Source organism: Elusimicrobiota bacterium (genome assembly GCA_016788905.1).
In the GTDB taxonomy this organism is placed as follows: domain Bacteria; phylum Elusimicrobiota; class Elusimicrobia; order FEN-1173; family FEN-1173; genus JADKHR01.
On sequence record JAEURZ010000023.1, the window covers coordinates 26,757 to 43,907 of the forward strand.

Here is a 17,151-nt window from a genome sequence, read left to right on the forward strand (position 1 = left end):
GGGAGGAGGAACCAGAACACATCCCTCCGGGACAAAATACTGTCCCTTTTTAATGCGGAAAGGGATCCGCCCCCGCCTCCTCACTTTTTTTACGTGCGCGCTGATTCTTCCAGGCCTCATCACGACTTGCCTCGTTTTTTTTACGGTCAAGGAGTCCCTGCGAGACGCTGCTCTTCGTGAAGACCTTGTGCTTTCCCGTCGGATAGCTGAAAAGATATCGGCTTATATTAAAGACGCCAACGAAGCCCTCGCGTCGCTAAACATTCCATCCACCGATTCTTCCAAACGAACAGCCCTTCTTCTCCGAAAATTCCTTCTCCAGTTCCCGGAATTCCTAGAAGTGGCCCTCTACGATAGGAACGGAAAAGGGGTGGTCCACGCGGTTCGGTCCAACAACAAAGTGATCTGGGGCCCTTACGCCTATTCGCGTGTTGGTCAAAAGGAGAGGAGTGAAACCAATGCCGGTCGTATCTATATTGGACCCGTTCGTCTGACTGGCAAAAACAATATTCCCCAAATGACGTTGGCTTTTCGACCGAAAGACAACCAACAAACGGTCGTCGCTCAATTGGGGCTTCAGCGTCTCTTCGATCTTGTGCATGAATCAGAAACCCCAACGACGCAACCTTTTGTCGTTAATGAATATGGCCTTTTATTCGTTCATCCAGACTCAAAAAGAGTTGCCAATGAAGAGAATTTTGCCCATCGGCCCATGGTTAAGATTTTCATGGAAGACACTTCGGGAAAACAGGGATACCCCATCGATTGCCAAGAAATAGACCAAAGGACCTTAGCCGTTTTTCATCGGGTGTCCGGATTGGGGTGGGCCGCTTTTGTTGTAAATGATTTTCGAGATGTGATGGCGCCCATTCGCCGATTGAGAACACATATTTTACTCCTGGCTTTGGCGCTGGGATTGTTTTTCTGGCTTGTTGGTTTTTCACTGGTGAATAAGATCCTGCGTCCACTCCACGTTCTGCAGGAAGGCATCCAACGTATTGGACAAGGGGAATTAACTCACCGCATTGACCTAAAAACCGGGGACGAACTTCAACGCGTGGGGGAGACCGTTAATCACATGGCCGATTCCCTAGCGGAGACCGATCGAACCAAGCGGGATATTATCCATATGATTGTGCACGACCTCAAGAACCCCCTCTCCGCCACGCTTGGCAGTATTGAGTATGTTATTCAACTCACCCAGAATCAACTGGGGCCAGAACCCAAAAAACTTCTTTCCCTTGGGGCGAAATCCGGCCGGGATCTTCTTCGCATGATTCAAAACCTTTTGGATGTTGCCAAAATGGAAGAAGGCCGTCTGAATGTTCGGAAAGATTTTTTTTCTATCCTTGAACTAGCGGGCCAATGCGTGGATGATCTTGAGGCCCAAATTGTGAAGGAAAATAAGGTCATTTCTGTGGAAGTGGAACACCATCTCCCCAAAGCTTGGGCGGATCGAGATTTGGTTCACCGTGTCCTGGCGAATCTCCTGACCAACGCCCTCAAACATACCCCCCGAAAAACGGAGATCTCTATTCACGTTCGTTTTGACAAACCCGCCCATGGATTTGTTGTGAGCGTCCACGACACAGGGGAAGGGGTCCCGGCCGATTTTAAAGAAAAGATTTTCGAAAAGTTTAGCCAAGCGGAAGGGAAACGAAAAAATCACCGAATGGGCAGTGGGCTGGGTCTCACCTTTTGCAAACTCGCGGTGGAAGCGCATGGGGGGAGAATTTGGGTTGAGTCCGAGCCGGGAAGAGGGAGCGAATTCTTTTTCACCCTGCCTCTTCCAAAAGACAATCACTTCCCGGATGTTCGAGAAAGTTAATGAAAAATATTATTTATTGCGCCTGTTCCTTACAGAATTTGTAGAATAACCTTCTTCCATCATGAATCCACCTTTAAATGTTGACATCGATCGGTTGTGCGTTAATACCCTGCGCTTTCTCGCCGTTGACGCGGTGGAGAAGGCGAATTCAGGCCATCCCGGAACACCAATGGAAGCGGCGGGTCTAGGGTATGTCCTCTGGACACGCCTGCTCAAACACAATCCCGTTGATCCCCAGTGGCCAAACCGGGATCGATTTGTTCTTTCCGCCGGGCACGCGTCCATGCTGTTGTATGGCCTCCTTCATCTGACCGGGTATGATTTGCCCCTGGAGGAATTGAAAAATTTTCGTCAATGGGGAAGCCGAACCCCTGGGCACCCCGAAGTGGGGCACACCGTAGGAGTGGAAACAACCACTGGGCCCCTGGGCCAAGGGTTTGGAAATGGTGTAGGAATGGCGATGGCTGAACGACTCCTGGCGGATCGGTTCAACCGACCAAGTTTTCCCATTGTCGATCATTGCGTTTGGGCCTTTGTTTCTGATGGAGATCTCATGGAAGGGGTGGTCGCTGAAGCCGCCTCTTTGGCGGGGCATCTCAAATTAGGAAAACTTAAATACGTCTACCTGGACAATCAGATCACGATTGAAGGGTCGACGGGTTTGGCCTTTTCTGAAAATGTGGCCCAGAGATTTGAAGCTTACGGTTGGCGTGTGCTGCACGTTCCGAACCCGGAAGACCTAGCCACGGTTCAATCTGTATTTGAAACCGCCCGGGATATTTCGGACCAACCCACGCTTATTATCGCCCGAACCCATATTGGTTTTGGCTCTCCCAACAAACAAGACACAGCGGACGCGCACGGATCCCCTTTGGGTCCCAAAGAAACAACGCTGACCAAACAGAATTTGGGGTGGCCAGAATCTCCTCCGTTTCATATCCCGGAAGAAGCCCGGGACCAGTGGGCCAAGACTTCCCACCGGGGGAGAGAAGCGCAATCCCAATGGGAAACCATGCTCTCCCATTATAAAAGAGCCCACCCGGATCTTTACAAGGAATGGGACTCGTTAAAAAACACAACGCTTTCAGAAGGATGGGATAAGGCGCTCCCGACTTTTAAACCAGGGGACTCTTTAGCCACCCGCCAAGCCTCGGGGAAAATCATAAACGCGTTGGCTCCTCATTTGAAAGCGCTGGTGGGGGGGTCTGCGGACCTGGCCCCTTCCAACAACACCGCGATAGACCGCGAGGGAGATTTTTCATCCAGCGCGACCGGCCGAAACCTCCATTTCGGAATCCGCGAGCATGCGATGGGATCTGTTATGAATGGAATGGCTCTCTCGGGCGGAGTGATCCCTTTCGGAGCCACGTTCTTAACTTTCGCGGATTACATGCGCCCGGCCATTCGACTTGCGGCCCTGATGAAATTGGGGATTATCTATGTTTTTACTCATGACAGTATCGGGGTCGGAGAAGATGGCCCCACCCATCAACCGGTAGAACATTTGGCCAGCCTGCGGAGCATACCGGGGCTTTCGGTGATTCGTCCCGCGGACGCCAATGAGACCACCCAAGCCTGGCGCTCCGCCATTGAACGGCGCCATGGCCCAACCGCATTGATCCTCTCACGGCAAAAACTTCCCACATGGGATCGTTCCGTGTATGCCTCTGCTGAAGGAGTCCTTCGTGGAGGATATCGGATGACAGAAGAAGGACCGGTGGACGTCCTTCTCATCGCCACCGGATCGGAGATTCCCTTGGCAATGACCGCCAATTTAAAAATGCGCGATGAAGGGATTTCATCGGCCGTGATCAACATGGCGAGCCTTAACCTTTTTGAAAAACAGGACAAAGCGTATCAAGAGAGTGTCCTACCGCCCTCTGTGCGTGCCCGCGTGATTGTGGAAGCGGGCGTGTCTTTCGGTTGGCATCGTTACGCTGGGCCTGAGGGGGAACTCGTCACATTGGACCGTTTTGGTGCCTCCGCTCCTGGTGAAATCGCTTTAGAAAAACTTGGTTTCACAGTGAACGCGGTGATTCAAGCGGCCCATCAATCGCTTGCGCGGGTTCGCCGCGCTCCGCTAAAGGAGACAATTCGATGACAAAATTGAAAGAACTTCTGGCTCACGGACAAAGCGTTTGGCTGGACAATATTGATCGGGACATGCTGATTTCGGGCGCCCTAAAAACACAAATTGCCATGGGACTCCGGGGAATGACGTCGAATCCGGCCATCTTTGAAAAAGCTCTTTCAACTGGAACCGCTTACGACAGTTCTCTTCGCCGGCTCTTTGGAAGCCGAAAAACCATGGCCGACATTTTTGAAGTCTTGGCGGTGGAAGACGTTCGGGAGGCCGCGGATCAATTTTTCCCCGTGTATGAGGAATCCAAGGGAACGGATGGGTTTGTTTCCATAGAAGTCTCTCCCCATCTGGCACGAGACACGGAAGGGACTTTGGCAGACGCGCGACGCCTTTGGAAGTTGGTGGATCGCCCGAATGTGATGATCAAGATTCCGGCGACAAAAGAGGGTCTCCCCGCGATTGAAAAATGCCTTTCGGAAGGCATCCCCATCAACGTGACGCTCATTTTCTCGGTGGAACGTTACCGGGATGTGTTGGAGGCCCATCAACGGGCCATGCTCCTACGCGAAAAGGAAGGGAAATCTCTGGCCATTGAAAGTGTCGCAAGTTTTTTTATCAGCCGGATGGATGTGGCCGTGGACAAGATTCTACAAGAGAAAATTCAAAAATCCACCAACACCTCTGAAAAAGATGCGTTGCTTGAATTGTTAGGAAAAACGGCTGTGGCCAATGCCAAAGCGGCATACCATCTTTACAAACATCACTACGGCCGTCCCGCGTGGGATCCCATTAAAAACAAAGGGGGCCGTCCCCAACGTCCCTTATGGGCCAGCACGGGCACAAAAAATCCACATTACCCGGATCTCCTCTATGTGGATTCATTAATTGGACTGAATACGGTCAATACCCTGCCCCCTAAAACGTTAGAGGCCTTCTTGGATCATGGCACTGTTGCCGAAACATTAGAAGCAGGAGTTGATGAGGCCCGGAAAACTCTCGAACAATTGAAAATCCAAAAAATCGATCTCACAAAGGTTTCGGATGCATTGGAGAGAGAAGGCGTTCAACTTTTTGTTGATGCTTACGAAAAACTGCTGGCGGGTCTGGGAGCTAAAAAAGAAACCATGCCCTTGGCGGCCAAAAAATCATAAGGAAGTCCCATGAAACGAAAACGGCCCGACACACGTTTTGATCTGGAAGCCCAACTGGAAGAACTTCGTGAGGAAAATGTGGCTCACCGGCTCTGGTCGAAAGACCCAACACTTTGGAAATCGGATCCGTCACTCCATCAGAGTATACGAAACCGACTAGGGTGGTTGGACCTTCCTGGGTTCATGGCCAACGCCCTGCCCGAAATTTCCAAATTCATGGGAAGTGTAAAAAAAGCCGGGTTTAAAGACACTGTTCTTCTCGGAATGGGTGGATCAAGTTTATGTCCTGAGGTCTTGCGGTTAACCTTCGGGCCCCAACGGGGTTTTTTACGTCTCCATGTGTTGGACACCACCGACCCGGGAGCCCTGGCCGCCGTAACAACCAAGATTGACTTAAAAAAGACCCTTTTTCTGGTTTCGAGCAAATCGGGTGGGACCATTGAAGTGGTTTCGCTCTTCAAATATTTTTGGGCCCTTATGGAAAACGCAAAGATCAAAAACCCTGGCGAACATTTCGTTGCCATTACCGACCCGGGAACCACCCTTGAAAAACTGGCGAAAACGAAATCTTTTCGTCATACGTTCTCGGCTCGAGCCGATGTGGGAGGTCGTTTTTCTGCCCTTACTTTTTTTGGGCTCGTCCCAGCGGCGTTGATGGGACTGGACGTTCAAAAATTATTGAACCGTGCCGCTCGAATGGCAAACGCTTGCGGCCCCACTGTTTCACCTGACGAAAATCCCGGTCTCCGCCTGGGGGCGTGGCTTGCCGCGGGAAAAGAAATCGGTCGGGACAAGATGACACTTGTCACCTCGCCAAAGCTGGGAAGTTTGGGCCTTTGGGTGGAACAGCTTATTGCGGAAAGCACTGGCAAAAACGGGACAGGCATCCTTCCAGTGGAGTCTGAAGGATTAAGAAATCCCTCCCGGTATCGATCAGACCGCCTGTTTGTCTACGTCAAATTAAAAAATTATAAACAAACCGTTATTGAGAAAAATCTTAAGGCTTTGGAAAAAGCCGGGCATCCTGTTCTGCACATTGAATTAACAGACCCTTACGACCTCGCGGGGGAATTCTTTCGCTGGGAAATGGCAACCGCTGTTGCGGGCCATCTCATGGGAGTCAACCCTTTCGACGAACCGAACGTGTCTGAAAGTAAAGCCAATAGTCTAAAAGTACTGGCTCGCTTCGAAGCCGCCCAGCGCCTGCCTGAAACCGAACCGATGTTAACGGATAAGGGAATCCGCTGTTGGCGAATGCCTGCGGGAGTAAAATCATCCACACTTTCCACCCTCTTTAAAGGGTTCCTTTCCGAACGGGAGAAAGGGGATTATGTGGCGATTATGGCCTATGTCACGGCTTCCCCGGTTCAACACGCGGCGTTGCAACGATTCAGACAAAAGCTTAACACCATCACAGGATTGGCCACCACATTAGGGTACGGCCCTCGCTTTTTACATTCAACGGGTCAGTTGCATAAAGGCGGGGGGGGAAACGGTCTTTTTATTCAGATCACAGCGGACGATCCAAAAGATCTGCCCATCCCAGGAGAGCGTTATGGGTTTAGTGTTCTGAAACGTGCTCAAGCCTTGGGCGACATTCAATCGCTCAAAGATCACAACCGGCGCACATTGCGTTTCCATCTCTCCACTTCGGTCGTGAAAGATTTGGCTCGACTTACCGCGGCCATCAAAATCTAATGGATATTGGATTTGTTGGCCTTGGCCGAATGGGGGCCAATATGGTGGAACGGCTTCTTCGGGGCGGGCACCGTGTGGTCGCCTACAACCGGACACCGGAGAAAATAAAATCCGTCGTTCTGAAAGGAGCCCAGGGATCCACCTCCTTAAAAGATCTTGTAAGTCAACTCAAAACGCCTCGCTCTGTCTGGATCATGGTTCCCGCAGGTGATCCTACCGAATCCATGATCCAAGAACTGGCTCCCCTCCTTTCCCCCGGCGACCTGCTGATTGATGGGGGGAACTCTCGTTATACCGATTCGCTTCGGCGGGGGGAGGAACTTCTTAAAAAAGGGATCCTTTTTATGGACGCGGGGACTTCGGGTGGAATTTGGGGGCTCGAAAAGGGCTACTGCCTGATGGTCGGGGGGACCTCGCCCGCGTTTGACCGCATTCAACCGGCCTTAAAAACATTGGCGCCCAACCCAGACGGTTATCTCCACGCGGGCCCCGTCGGAGCAGGTCACTTCACCAAAATGGTTCACAACGGAATTGAGTATGCCCTCATGCAGGGGTATGCCGAAGGTTTTGACCTTCTTCGCGCCGCTCCCTTTCCTTTGGATTTAGGGAAAATCGCCCATCTTTGGAATCAGGCCAGCGTGGTGCGATCCTGGCTTTTAGAACTGGCCGAAAACGCGTTTAAGAAAGATCCAATCCTTGAAAACATCAAGGGGTATGTGGACGATTCCGGGGAAGGGAGGTGGACGGTGGAACAAGCCATCCAAACCGCCGTACCGGTTCCCACCATTGCCCTGGCGCTCTTTGCACGGTTTTCTTCACGCCAACCGGACGCTTTTTCGGCCAAGGTTCTTGCGGCGCTCCGAAATGAATTTGGCGGTCACCCCGTCCAGAAAGCGAGTGAGTGACACCGGCACGCCTGTTTTTAATCGTCGAACAAAAACACAGGAACGTTTTTGCCTAGAAACGCGTCCCGACCCTTGCGGGCTCGTCATCTTTGGAGCTTCCGGTGATCTCGCCGAAAGGAAACTGTTCCCTTCCCTTTTCCGACTCCGAACCACGGGTCAACTTCCCAAAAACTTTTACGCCGTAGGTGTCGGTCGTACCGCCCTAAGTGATGATGCTTTCCGCGACCGCGTCCGCGCGGCAGTTCGTGCGGCTGTACCCAACGCGGTCCCTGAAGCACTGGATCAATTTCTTTCCTCCTTTTATTTCCATGTGCTTCGCTACAACGAACCCAACGATTACGCATCTCTTTCTTCTCGCTTGGACGAATGGGACCAAACGCACGGGACCCAAAGAAACCGGGCTTTTTATTTTTCGATACCCCCCACCTTGTATCCGAACGTCATTCAAGAACTGGGACGTTCCGGTCTTTCCCGTGAAAAAGAAAAGGGACGAGGGTGGTCACGGCTTATTATTGAAAAACCGTTTGGTCAAGATGTCGCCAGTGCGGAAAGTCTTTCGGAAGTTCTACGTCAATTTTTTAACGAAGACCAAATCTATCGCATTGACCATTACCTGGGGAAAGAAACGGTCCAAAACATTCTTGTTTTGCGGTTTGCCAACATTTTTTTTGAGCCCATTTGGAACCGGAATTACGTGGACCACGTTCAAATTACGGTTTCGGAAGATATCGGAATTGGTCACCGCGCGGGCTATTATGAAGAAGCGGGTTGCCTACGAGACATGTTCCAAAATCATCTGCTTCAACTTCTCTGTGTAACCGCCATGGAACCTCCCTCTAGTTTTCACGCCAACCGTGTGCGAGATGAGGCCTCCAATATTTTACGAGCGATACGCCCCCTGTCTCATTCCGACATTAAAGGGAATAGTGTTCGGGGCCAGTATGGAGGGGGTCTCTTGCGAGGGACTCCCGTCCCTGGCTATCTCCAGGAGAGTGGGGTTTCTTCCTCCAGCCGAACAGAAACATTCGTTGCCTTTAAAATGTTTATTGATAACTGGCGTTGGCAGGGAGTTCCTTTTTATCTTCGTACCGGGAAACGTCTTGGGGCTCGGCGGACGGATGTGGTCATCCGATTTAAACACGTCCCCCATTCTCTATTCCAACCGCTTCAACCGACGGATTTAAATCCCAACACACTCATTCTCCGTATCCAGCCTGAGGAAGGGATATCCCTTTCTTTTGAAACGAAACACCCGGGCCCCAAACTTTGCATGAGTTCCGTGGCTATGGATTTCGATTACGAACAATCTTTTGGTCTACCTCCTGAATCCTATGAGCGGCTTTTCTTGGACGCCATGGCGGGAGACCAAACGCTTTTTATCCGTTCCGATTGGATTCATCTTTCCTGGTCCCTGTTAACCCCGGTTCTGGATCATTGGGCTTCCAACGGAACCCCGGACCTCTACGCGGCGGGGGGGTGGGGCCCAACAGCCTCAGAAGAACTTATGGCTCGTGACGGCCGATCCTGGCACAACGGGTGAAAATCCACATCGAGTCCGACCCCGAAACTCTCGCCCAAACCGCGGCCACTCTTTTTTTAGATGAATTAAAGAACCTCCCGATCGACGGTTCCACGCAGCGCACGATCGTATTAACAGGGGGCCGTTCTCCTTTGCCTTTATACCGAGTTCTTAGAGAACGCTCTTCCGAAGCCCCCTGGAAAGGTGTTCATATTTATTGGTCTGACGAACGTTACGTTTCAGCCGAACATTCGGACTCCAACCAAAACCTCGTCAACCGCCATCTTTTACGTTATCTGCCCTTGAACCCGGCGTCAATTCATCCTATCGCCACAGGCTTTCCCTCTGTGGAGGAAGCGGCGTCCGCAAACGGGAGCCTTCTGGGGACTTCCAATCCACATGTTCCGCCTTTTGACATTGTCCTTCTGAGCCTTGGAGAAGATGGCCACGTGGCATCTCTTTTTCCAGGGTCCGCTGCGCTCACTTTTCAAAAACCCTGCTTTATCCCGATCCGAAACGCCCCCAAACCGCCAGCGGAACGAATCACCATGTCGTTGCCTTGCTTTACCTCAGCGCGTTTCATTCTCCTCCTGGCCACGGGGGAATCAAAAGCTCCCGCAGTGGCCCGCCTACGAAACGGAGACCCCCAGATACCGGCCACCCGGCTTGCCGCCAACACGACCGCGTTCCACCTCTTTGCAGACCGTTCGGCCTGGGGGCACTCAACCGATGGTTGATGGGATGAAAACATTGTTCTAGAATGATCCACATAGATTTTTTAACCTAAAGGAGCCTTACATGACACGACGCCCTCTGATGGCAGGAAATTGGAAGATGTTCAAAACGATTGGCGAAGGTGTCGATCTGGTTAAAAAACTCTCTGCGTTGGTCCCATCCCATACCGATCGGGATGTTCTCGTCTGCCCGCCCTTCACAAGTTTGGCCGCTGTGGCCCAAGCCGCTAAAGGCTCCCCTATTTCGGTCGGGGCTCAGAACATGAATGATAATTTACAAGGGGCTTTCACGGGGGAAGTGGCTCCCGGAATGATTAAAGACGCCGGGGCATCCTTTGTCCTCGTGGGTCACTCGGAACGGCGTCAGATCTATAAGGAAACCGATATCCTCATTAATAAGAAAGCCAGGCTCGCCTTAGAGCAGGGGCTGACCCCCATTGTGTGTGTAGGAGAAACCCTTGAGGAACGAGAAAGTGGAAAAACATTTTCGGTTGTGGAACGCCATGTAACAGAAGGCCTAAAGGGGTTTTCGGCGGCCCAGGCCCCATCCCTTGTTATCGCCTATGAACCGGTCTGGGCCATTGGCACGGGGAAAACGGCAACCCCAGACCAGGCCCAAGAAGTGCATGCGTTTATCCGCCGAAAATTAGAAGTCCTCTTTGGCACCGCCGCGGCTCAGGTCCGCGTCCTTTACGGGGGATCCGTTAAACCGGACAACATTGATACCCTCATGGCCCAACCGGACATTGACGGAGGTCTTGTAGGTGGGGCGAGCCTTAAAGCTGAAGATTTCGCTCGTATCGTGAATTTCAAAAAAATCTAAGCGAAATTAACTCCATGAAACTTTGGGTAGGATCCGATCACGGTGGTTTCAAATCAAAAGAAAAACTGGTGGGGGTTCTTCGTCAAGAAGGGCACACGGTGACGGATATAGGAACTTTTAGCGAAGAATCCATGGATTATCCTGACATCGCCAAACTGGTCTGCCTGGCCGTTACGGGAAAGAAGGCGGACCGAGGAATCCTGCTTTGCGGGACAGGAATTGGGATGTCCATTGCCGCCAATAAAATGAAAGGGATTCGCGCCGCGGTTGTCTGGAACAAGCCAACAGCCTCTTTGGCGGCTAGACATAATAAGGCCAACGTGCTTTGTTTAGGGGGGCGGGTTCTAAAACCGTCAACCCTGATCGAATTGGCACGTGTGTGGATTCGATCCCCTTTTGAGCGGGGGCGGCACGTTCGTCGAATTTCTAAAATCACGGCGTTGGAGACGAAAAAAAGAGGATGAGGCATCGATTCCGGTCGTCATTCAAAAAGGCTTGAATTGGTTGGGTTCTTAGTACATACTGAGAAAGCCCCTACAGGAGATCAAGTCATTTATAAGGGGGGATCATTCGTAGGTTTAATGCTTTAGCTCTAACTGCCGTTCACCAGGAGGCTTCCCGTGGCCGTAGATATCAATAAACTTTTTCAAACCATGCTCCGCAGTGGAATTTCGGACATCCATTTTAAAGCGGGGACTCCGCCCATGGTCCGAATTCATGGCCGCCTCATGTCTTCGGGTTTTAACAAAATGGGTCCCGAACATATCCAAGAATTGGCGAATCTTCTTATGAACGAAAATCAACGGGCCATCTTTGAGCGGGAGAATGAGTTGGACATGTCCTACAGCGTTCCTGATTTGTCCAGGTTCCGGGTTAACGTTTACCGCCAAAAAGGGAGCGTGGCCCTTTCCCTCCGTGTCGTTCCTCTTCAAGTTAAATCCTTTGAAGAATTAAATCTTCCCGCTGAAACCATGAGAAAACTCTGCCACAACACACGGGGAATGCTCCTTGTGGCTGGCATTACGGGGGCGGGGAAAACCACCACTTTAAATTCCATGGTGGACTACATTAACAAGAACTACGCCTACAACATGATCATGATCGAAGACCCTATCGAATATTATCACACCAATGATAAATCCTCCATCGCCCAACGGGAAGTGGGCCAAGACACACCCTCCTTTGGCTCCGCTGTTAAACACCTCCTTCGTCAGGACCCGGACGTGGTTGTTTTGGGTGAAATGCGTGACGCGGAGTCGATCCAAGCCGGGATTACCGCGGCGGAAACAGGTCATTTGGTCCTTGGCACCATCCACACAATGGACGCCTCGCAGACCATGGGGCGCCTGCTCGAATCGTATCACCCCGCTGAACAATCGGGAGCCAAAGCGCGCATCGCCAACGTTCTCAAGGGAATCATCGCGCAACGACTGCTGGAGTCGGCGGACGGCCGAGAGAGGGTTCCCGCCACAGAAACCCTTGTGGTCACTTCGCTCATCCGGAAACTTCTCCTGGAAGATAAATCCAACGAGGTCAATCGAGCCATTGAACAAGGCCAATATTACGGCATGCACTCCTTTGATCAGGATATTATTCGTTTGTTTAATGAACAAAAGATAACGAAGGAAGAAGCTCTCGACGCCTCCACCAATCCGGACGATTTGCTGGTCAAAATGAACACACTCCGGATTGGCGACGCGTAGGTTTTTCAATGGCTATCCATCGATGGGAAATGCTCCTTTCCGCTCAAGCCGATAGTTTTCTTTTAAAGATTCAAGGGGATCGGACCGATGTCGACAGTATCGTTCGCGCTCATCCCCAAACCTGCCAAAACGTCCAGGAAATTTCGGATGACGTTTTTCAATGGGCCATATTTGTCGTGGACGCGCCCCTTCCCGAAAAACTTGCCATTCAAAACCAGGTGATGTCCTTGACCAAAGATACCTCAGGGATTGGCCCTTCGGGGGAATTAATGGGCATTCTGGATGGGCTAAGCGGTGCCCTTCAGGATCTGACGAATTTAACAGAAGACGAGCAAACCTTCGTCATGAATAAAATGGCCCGTATGGGTAACCCTGTAACCCCAACCCCCATCCCCCCGGCTAAACCCGACACCACTCCTCCCACGCTTTCGGAACAAACGCCCCCAACTCAAAAAAACACCGCCCCGGCCACCACACCTCTTCCCCGTGTGACAATTCCAGGACAAGTTTCAATAGCCCCGCCTTCTCTTTCAAAATCGTTTCCTGGACCGACGGTCGGGACGCCACCGAATTCAAAGGCGCCCACCCCTTTACCCTCCACGGGCCCACTGCCCAACATTCTTCGCCCCGTCCAACCACCGAAACCGGGAAACGTTCCTGCGGGAAACACACCTCTCCCCCATCCCATGGGAGGGAATACCCCTAGATTACCAAACCCAATGCCACAAATTTCTCAGCCAAAAATTTCGCTGCCTCCATCCGTTTCACTAAAACGGAATGAGCCATCGACTCCTCCTCACGTCCCCTCACCGCCCGCTCAAGGGGTTCCACCTGGACCTAAAGATAAAAATGCACCTGTAGGCCCTCAGGGAAGTGCAACGCCCATTCCAATCCCGATGACAGGAGAAGGTTTTCAAGCCGCGAGTTCTCCACCCATCCCACCGAAGGCGAGCCAGGGGCCAGTGACACCCCCTTCTTCGTTACTGGATAAGACAGTTTCTTTTACAGAGGGAAGGGAGGCTCTCCAAAAACCGACAACAGATGCCCCCTTGCCTCCTGCGGCCGTGGAACCGTTGGCGTTCACTCCACCTCCGGCAATCCCAACGGAAACGGCGCCTCTGGCCGAAGAACCGATAAAACCGCCACCCTCCTCATCTGTTTCGATTCCAGCGACAGCCATGAAACAGGAGGAACCATCCACGTTACGTGTTTCAATTTTTTATTCGACTGGGAGAGAAACGGCGCGAGATCGGTTCATGACCACTTTGACCGAGATGGCTCAAAAGAAATCCAGGAAACCGACCAATTTCGTTATCAACGCTTCGATCGCGACAACCATCACGCTGGACAATTCCGCTGAATGGATATGGAAAGCAAAAACAAGTGGTTCCGATATCTTTTTTGTTGTTCTTCCATCTGGATTGGGAAGCGATCTCATGGATCCGTTGGTTGGGGAGGCCCAGGCCGCTGGACTTCGGTGTTTCCTTATTCCCGAAGGGGAAATCAATTCAAAACTTCTCTACATGGACTTGATGGTCGAACTCATGATGTTTAAGCGGAGAATCCGTCCCGCCTCATGACGAATCCCATCTCAACAGATGCTGCCCTTGGGGCAGGCGATCCCCGCCTTGTACCGCTCTACACCTTCGAAGAGTTTGTCGTTGGAACCCATAACCGGTTTCCCCACGCGGCGTCCCTTGCTGTCTCCGAAAACTTGGGAAAAGCCTACAACCCTCTCTTTCTCTACGGCCCCGTTGGTATAGGGAAAACACACCTCATGCAGTCCGTGGGGCACCGGGTACTTCAACGAGACCCAAAAACCCGTGTGTTGTATGTCACCGCGCAACAGTTCATGACGGAGGTCATTGAACTGCTGCAGGCCGGGCGACTTCAAACATTAAGAGAACGGTACCGAGCCCTCGATCTGTTGTTGGTCGATGATATTCAATTCCTCGCCACCTCCGAAGCGACCCAGGAGGAATTTTTTCACACGTTTAACGATTTACACGCCAGCGGAAAACAAATCATCATGACGTCGGACCGCCCTCCCAAAATGCTGACCACTTTGGAAGATCGCTTGCGAAGCCGTTTTGAATGGGGCTTGATCGCTGACATCAAGTTTACCAACCTCGAAACTCGCGTGGCCATCCTGAAGAAAAAGGAAAGCCGAATGACGGGACTTCATTTGGCGGACGACATTCGTCTTTACATCGCCAGCCGACTCAAATCCAACATTCGAGAGTTGGAAGGGTTTCTGCGGCGTATCCAAGCGTATTCACAACTTTACACGGAAGAAATCACTCTCTCCCTAGTGAAAGACATTTTGAAAGAGCTTCTTCCGCCAGAAGAATGGGTGGCGGAGGGGGAATCGAGCGAAAAAACGTCGACGGGTTTCCAAGAGACAGAAGTCAGTCTGGAGGAAAAAAAAATTCTTTCCGAGATGGAAGGGTTTGACCTTCAGCCCTCTCATTTCGATACTCCCCAGCCCACCCCCCCCCGGCCCGCTATTGTCTCTCCTCCGGCCAAAACAGTGGTGGAAACAAAAACACATGACCCAATTTCTGATTTTCCAGATAATCAAATGGAAAGAATAAACACCCAATCCGTTCCATCCCCTGTAGAACGTAAGGAAGATTTTTCCTCCCCCAAGGAAATAACGAAAACGGTTTCAAAAGAAAAACCTGAACCGGAGGACGCACGCCCTTCGCCCGCGGAACCCGCGGTTCCTCAGCCTTCCGCAAAACCAATTAAAGTTGATATTCCTGAATCTTCAGGATCGACAAGACCGATACCGCTTCCTAAAATGACCCCTTTTCTTCCAACGTCTTCCCCCCCAACTAATCCTAGGATGAGGGAAGGGACTCCCTCCTTGCCTCCTACGCCTTCTCCTATTCTCCCACTATCCCCTAGTGGAAAGAGCGCACCGCAACCCCCATTACCGATACCTTCTGTTTTACCTCAGTCGCTTCCACCAAAAAGTGCCCCAGTTTCCATTCCGTTACCGGTGAACTCCGGTCAAATTCCCGTCGTGTTTTTCTACCCAGCGGGGCGAGCGAAAGAACTTCTTCAAATGAAAAAGAAATTCGAAGATATTATTAACAAACATAAACTCAAATTTGTTCTCCACCCAGCCCTTGAAGTCGAATACTCATCCCATACCGGGTTGGGCACTGAAACCTTTCTGGAAAAATGCCAACAGGCAGGCGTATCTATTGGGGTTGTCCTCGGGCCATCCCCGGACACGGACCTTCCAGAAGGCATTTTCTTTAGCCGCCTCCAGGAAGCTTTTGACCAAGCCAAACTTTCCCTTCAAATGGTTCCTTGGGACGAACTTTCAAAAGATTATCGCTTTTTAAATCTGGCCCTCGACATCACTCTCATTCGTATTAAGCAAAAAAAAACCTAGTCCCACGCTTCCGTCGACTTGTCAACGCAGACAGAAAGTCCTAATATGCTGTTTCGGCCCTCTCGGTGCGGTACCCAAGCGGCCTAAGGGGGAAGTCTGCAAAACTTCTATTCGCCGGTTCAAATCCGGCCCGCACCTCCAATTGAATGAAAAAGCCATCCGGCGGTTACACAGGAAGTCACGCTCGATCCGGAATCCAAGACCCGCTCCCGGTCATCGAGCGATGGGAGAATCAGTTCCCTGGATACACCATCGAATTGGTGTTTCCAGAATTCACGTCGGTTTGTCCCAAAACGGGGTTACCCGATTTCGGGACAGTTTCGATCCGATATCAACCCCAGCGTTGGTGCCTGGAGACAAAGTCGCTCAAACTGTTCTTGAACTCGTTTCGTAATCGCGGTATATTCACTGAGAATGTTGTTAACCGCGTTCTTCAGTCTGTCGTAAAAGATGCTCGCCCTGTTTGGGCAGAAGTGAAGGGAGTCTTTGCCTCCCGGGGAGGAATCGAAGCCATCATATCGGCCCGATTCGGAAAAGTACCCCAACCTTAATTTTGCTCGGTTAGCTCAGTTGGTTAGAGTACCTCCTTGACATGGAGGGGGTCACAGGTTCGAGTCCTGTACCGAGCACCATTTGGAAGTGATACAAACTCACTTATAAGGTCCGGCCGCGAACAGCGTCCGGGCTTTTTTGTTGTCCGGGGGGAAGGGCAAAGTCTGGATTCGGAAGTTCGGGCGGAAGGGCTTTCAATCTGTGCCGGATGCGGAGCGGCCGGTGTAGGCCGCTGATTCAAAATAAATTTACCATGATTTCCGGTCTTGCGACCGTCAACCATTTCATCACCTCCCACGGTTCGGTCATCGGGCGGGCGGGCCAAATCAACGGCCGGAGTCCCACCGGGACGACGGACCCGCACTCCCACCGTGATCGTCTTTTCCGAATAGTTGATCCGTGTCACGATTCGCCGAATGGCCAGAATCCTTTCCATCCCCGTCCTGCGCGCAAAAATTGTTAACAATTCCTCCAGGGCTTTTTTGAGGTTTTCGGGGGTCAAGGAGGGGTCCACGGGCGCAGGTTCGAGTCCTCCACCGCACCCTTTCGTTAAATTCGCCCTGTGGGCCCCGACGATGTTTTTTATGTATTCGGAATCCAGCGAAATGCGGAGAAGGTTCTTGTAAATCAGATCGTGAAACCTCTCCGCATTGATCTGGCGGACGGAGCAGGAGTTCCACCCTTTGCGGCTCAGGTTGGAGCAACGGTACGGCATGGGCGGAGCCCAAATCAAGCTTATTCGTTAGCCT

The 17,151-nt window shown here is 51.6% G+C and carries 13 protein-coding genes and 2 tRNA genes; all 15 read left to right on the forward strand.

Annotated features, from left to right (window positions below):
* Positions 1-52 precede the first annotated feature (52 nt).
* The 15 genes from JNK54_09460 (at position 53) to JNK54_09530 (ending at position 16,482) form a co-directional block, all read left to right on the forward strand.
* The gene (locus JNK54_09460) at positions 53-1,828 is read left to right on the forward strand and encodes a sensor histidine kinase (protein MBL8024489.1); all 1,776 of its coding nucleotides are present in this window, start codon (positions 53-55) and stop codon (positions 1,826-1,828) included.
* 61 nt (positions 1,829-1,889) lie between these two features.
* A complete protein-coding gene (gene tkt, locus JNK54_09465) occupies positions 1,890-3,929 on the forward strand; it encodes a transketolase (protein MBL8024490.1) in 2,040 nt (679 codons plus the stop codon).
* A complete protein-coding gene (gene tal, locus JNK54_09470) occupies positions 3,926-5,062 on the forward strand; it encodes a transaldolase (GenBank protein ID MBL8024491.1) in 1,137 nt (378 codons plus the stop codon). The genes tkt and tal overlap by 4 nt, the downstream gene beginning before the upstream one ends.
* A gap of 9 nt (positions 5,063-5,071) precedes the next feature.
* Positions 5,072-6,760: a glucose-6-phosphate isomerase gene (locus JNK54_09475; GenBank protein ID MBL8024492.1), complete on the forward strand. Its 1,689-nt coding sequence runs from the start codon at positions 5,072-5,074 to the stop codon at positions 6,758-6,760.
* A complete protein-coding gene (gene gnd / locus JNK54_09480; protein MBL8024493.1) occupies positions 6,760-7,665 on the forward strand; it encodes a decarboxylating 6-phosphogluconate dehydrogenase in 906 nt (301 codons plus the stop codon). Before JNK54_09475 ends, gnd begins: the two co-directional genes overlap by 1 nt.
* Positions 7,625-9,205, forward strand: coding sequence for a glucose-6-phosphate dehydrogenase (gene zwf / locus JNK54_09485; GenBank protein ID MBL8024494.1), 1,581 nt, complete (start codon positions 7,625-7,627; stop codon positions 9,203-9,205). The genes gnd and zwf overlap by 41 nt, the downstream gene beginning before the upstream one ends.
* The gene (gene pgl, locus JNK54_09490) at positions 9,202-9,921 is read left to right on the forward strand and encodes a 6-phosphogluconolactonase (protein ID MBL8024495.1); all 720 of its coding nucleotides are present in this window, start codon (positions 9,202-9,204) and stop codon (positions 9,919-9,921) included. Before zwf ends, pgl begins: the two co-directional genes overlap by 4 nt.
* A gap of 61 nt (positions 9,922-9,982) precedes the next feature.
* Complete coding sequence (locus JNK54_09495) at positions 9,983-10,741, forward strand: triose-phosphate isomerase (GenBank protein MBL8024496.1); 759 nt, start codon at positions 9,983-9,985, stop codon at positions 10,739-10,741.
* 14 nt (positions 10,742-10,755) lie between these two features.
* The gene (gene rpiB, locus JNK54_09500) at positions 10,756-11,205 is read left to right on the forward strand and encodes a ribose 5-phosphate isomerase B (GenBank protein MBL8024497.1); all 450 of its coding nucleotides are present in this window, start codon (positions 10,756-10,758) and stop codon (positions 11,203-11,205) included.
* A gap of 156 nt (positions 11,206-11,361) precedes the next feature.
* Positions 11,362-12,444: a PilT/PilU family type 4a pilus ATPase gene (locus tag JNK54_09505; protein ID MBL8024498.1), complete on the forward strand. Its 1,083-nt coding sequence runs from the start codon at positions 11,362-11,364 to the stop codon at positions 12,442-12,444.
* Between the two features lie 8 nt (positions 12,445-12,452).
* Positions 12,453-14,024: a hypothetical protein gene (locus tag JNK54_09510; protein ID MBL8024499.1), complete on the forward strand. Its 1,572-nt coding sequence runs from the start codon at positions 12,453-12,455 to the stop codon at positions 14,022-14,024.
* Positions 14,021-15,850 carry an ATP-binding protein gene (locus JNK54_09515; GenBank protein ID MBL8024500.1) on the forward strand — a complete coding sequence of 610 codons (1,830 nt, stop codon included), beginning with the start codon at positions 14,021-14,023 and terminating at the stop codon, positions 15,848-15,850. The genes JNK54_09510 and JNK54_09515 overlap by 4 nt, the downstream gene beginning before the upstream one ends.
* 64 nt (positions 15,851-15,914) lie before the next feature.
* Positions 15,915-15,991: transfer RNA gene (locus JNK54_09520), tRNA-Cys, on the forward strand.
* Positions 15,992-15,996: 5 nt separating this feature from the next.
* Positions 15,997-16,401 (forward strand): NADPH-dependent 7-cyano-7-deazaguanine reductase QueF, encoded by a 405-nt coding sequence (queF, locus tag JNK54_09525; GenBank protein ID MBL8024501.1) that lies wholly within the window; start codon positions 15,997-15,999, stop codon positions 16,399-16,401.
* A 4-nt stretch (positions 16,402-16,405) separates the two neighbouring features.
* Positions 16,406-16,482, forward strand: a tRNA-Val gene (locus JNK54_09530).
* The last annotated feature ends 669 nt before the right edge of the window (positions 16,483-17,151 follow it).

What these genes read in the sequence shown, in the direction of transcription:
- JNK54_09475 (MBL8024492.1), top strand. Translation starts at nt 5,072, where the DNA reads ATGAAACGAAAACGGCCCGACACACGTTTTGATCTGGAAGCCCAACTG.
- JNK54_09495 (MBL8024496.1), top strand. Translation starts at nt 9,983, where the DNA reads ATGACACGACGCCCTCTGATGGCAGGAAATTGGAAGATGTTCAAAACG.
- zwf (MBL8024494.1), top strand. Translation starts at nt 7,625, where the DNA reads ATGAATTTGGCGGTCACCCCGTCCAGAAAGCGAGTGAGTGACACCGGC.
- rpiB (MBL8024497.1), top strand. Translation starts at nt 10,756, where the DNA reads ATGAAACTTTGGGTAGGATCCGATCACGGTGGTTTCAAATCAAAAGAA.
- gnd (MBL8024493.1), top strand. Translation starts at nt 6,760, where the DNA reads ATGGATATTGGATTTGTTGGCCTTGGCCGAATGGGGGCCAATATGGTG.
- tkt (MBL8024490.1), top strand. Translation starts at nt 1,890, where the DNA reads ATGAATCCACCTTTAAATGTTGACATCGATCGGTTGTGCGTTAATACC.
- JNK54_09510 (MBL8024499.1), top strand. Translation starts at nt 12,453, where the DNA reads ATGGCTATCCATCGATGGGAAATGCTCCTTTCCGCTCAAGCCGATAGT.
- JNK54_09515 (MBL8024500.1), top strand. Translation starts at nt 14,021, where the DNA reads ATGACGAATCCCATCTCAACAGATGCTGCCCTTGGGGCAGGCGATCCC.
- JNK54_09460 (MBL8024489.1), top strand. Translation starts at nt 53, where the DNA reads ATGCGGAAAGGGATCCGCCCCCGCCTCCTCACTTTTTTTACGTGCGCG.
- tal (MBL8024491.1), top strand. Translation starts at nt 3,926, where the DNA reads ATGACAAAATTGAAAGAACTTCTGGCTCACGGACAAAGCGTTTGGCTG.
- queF (MBL8024501.1), top strand. Translation starts at nt 15,997, where the DNA reads ATGAAAAAGCCATCCGGCGGTTACACAGGAAGTCACGCTCGATCCGGA.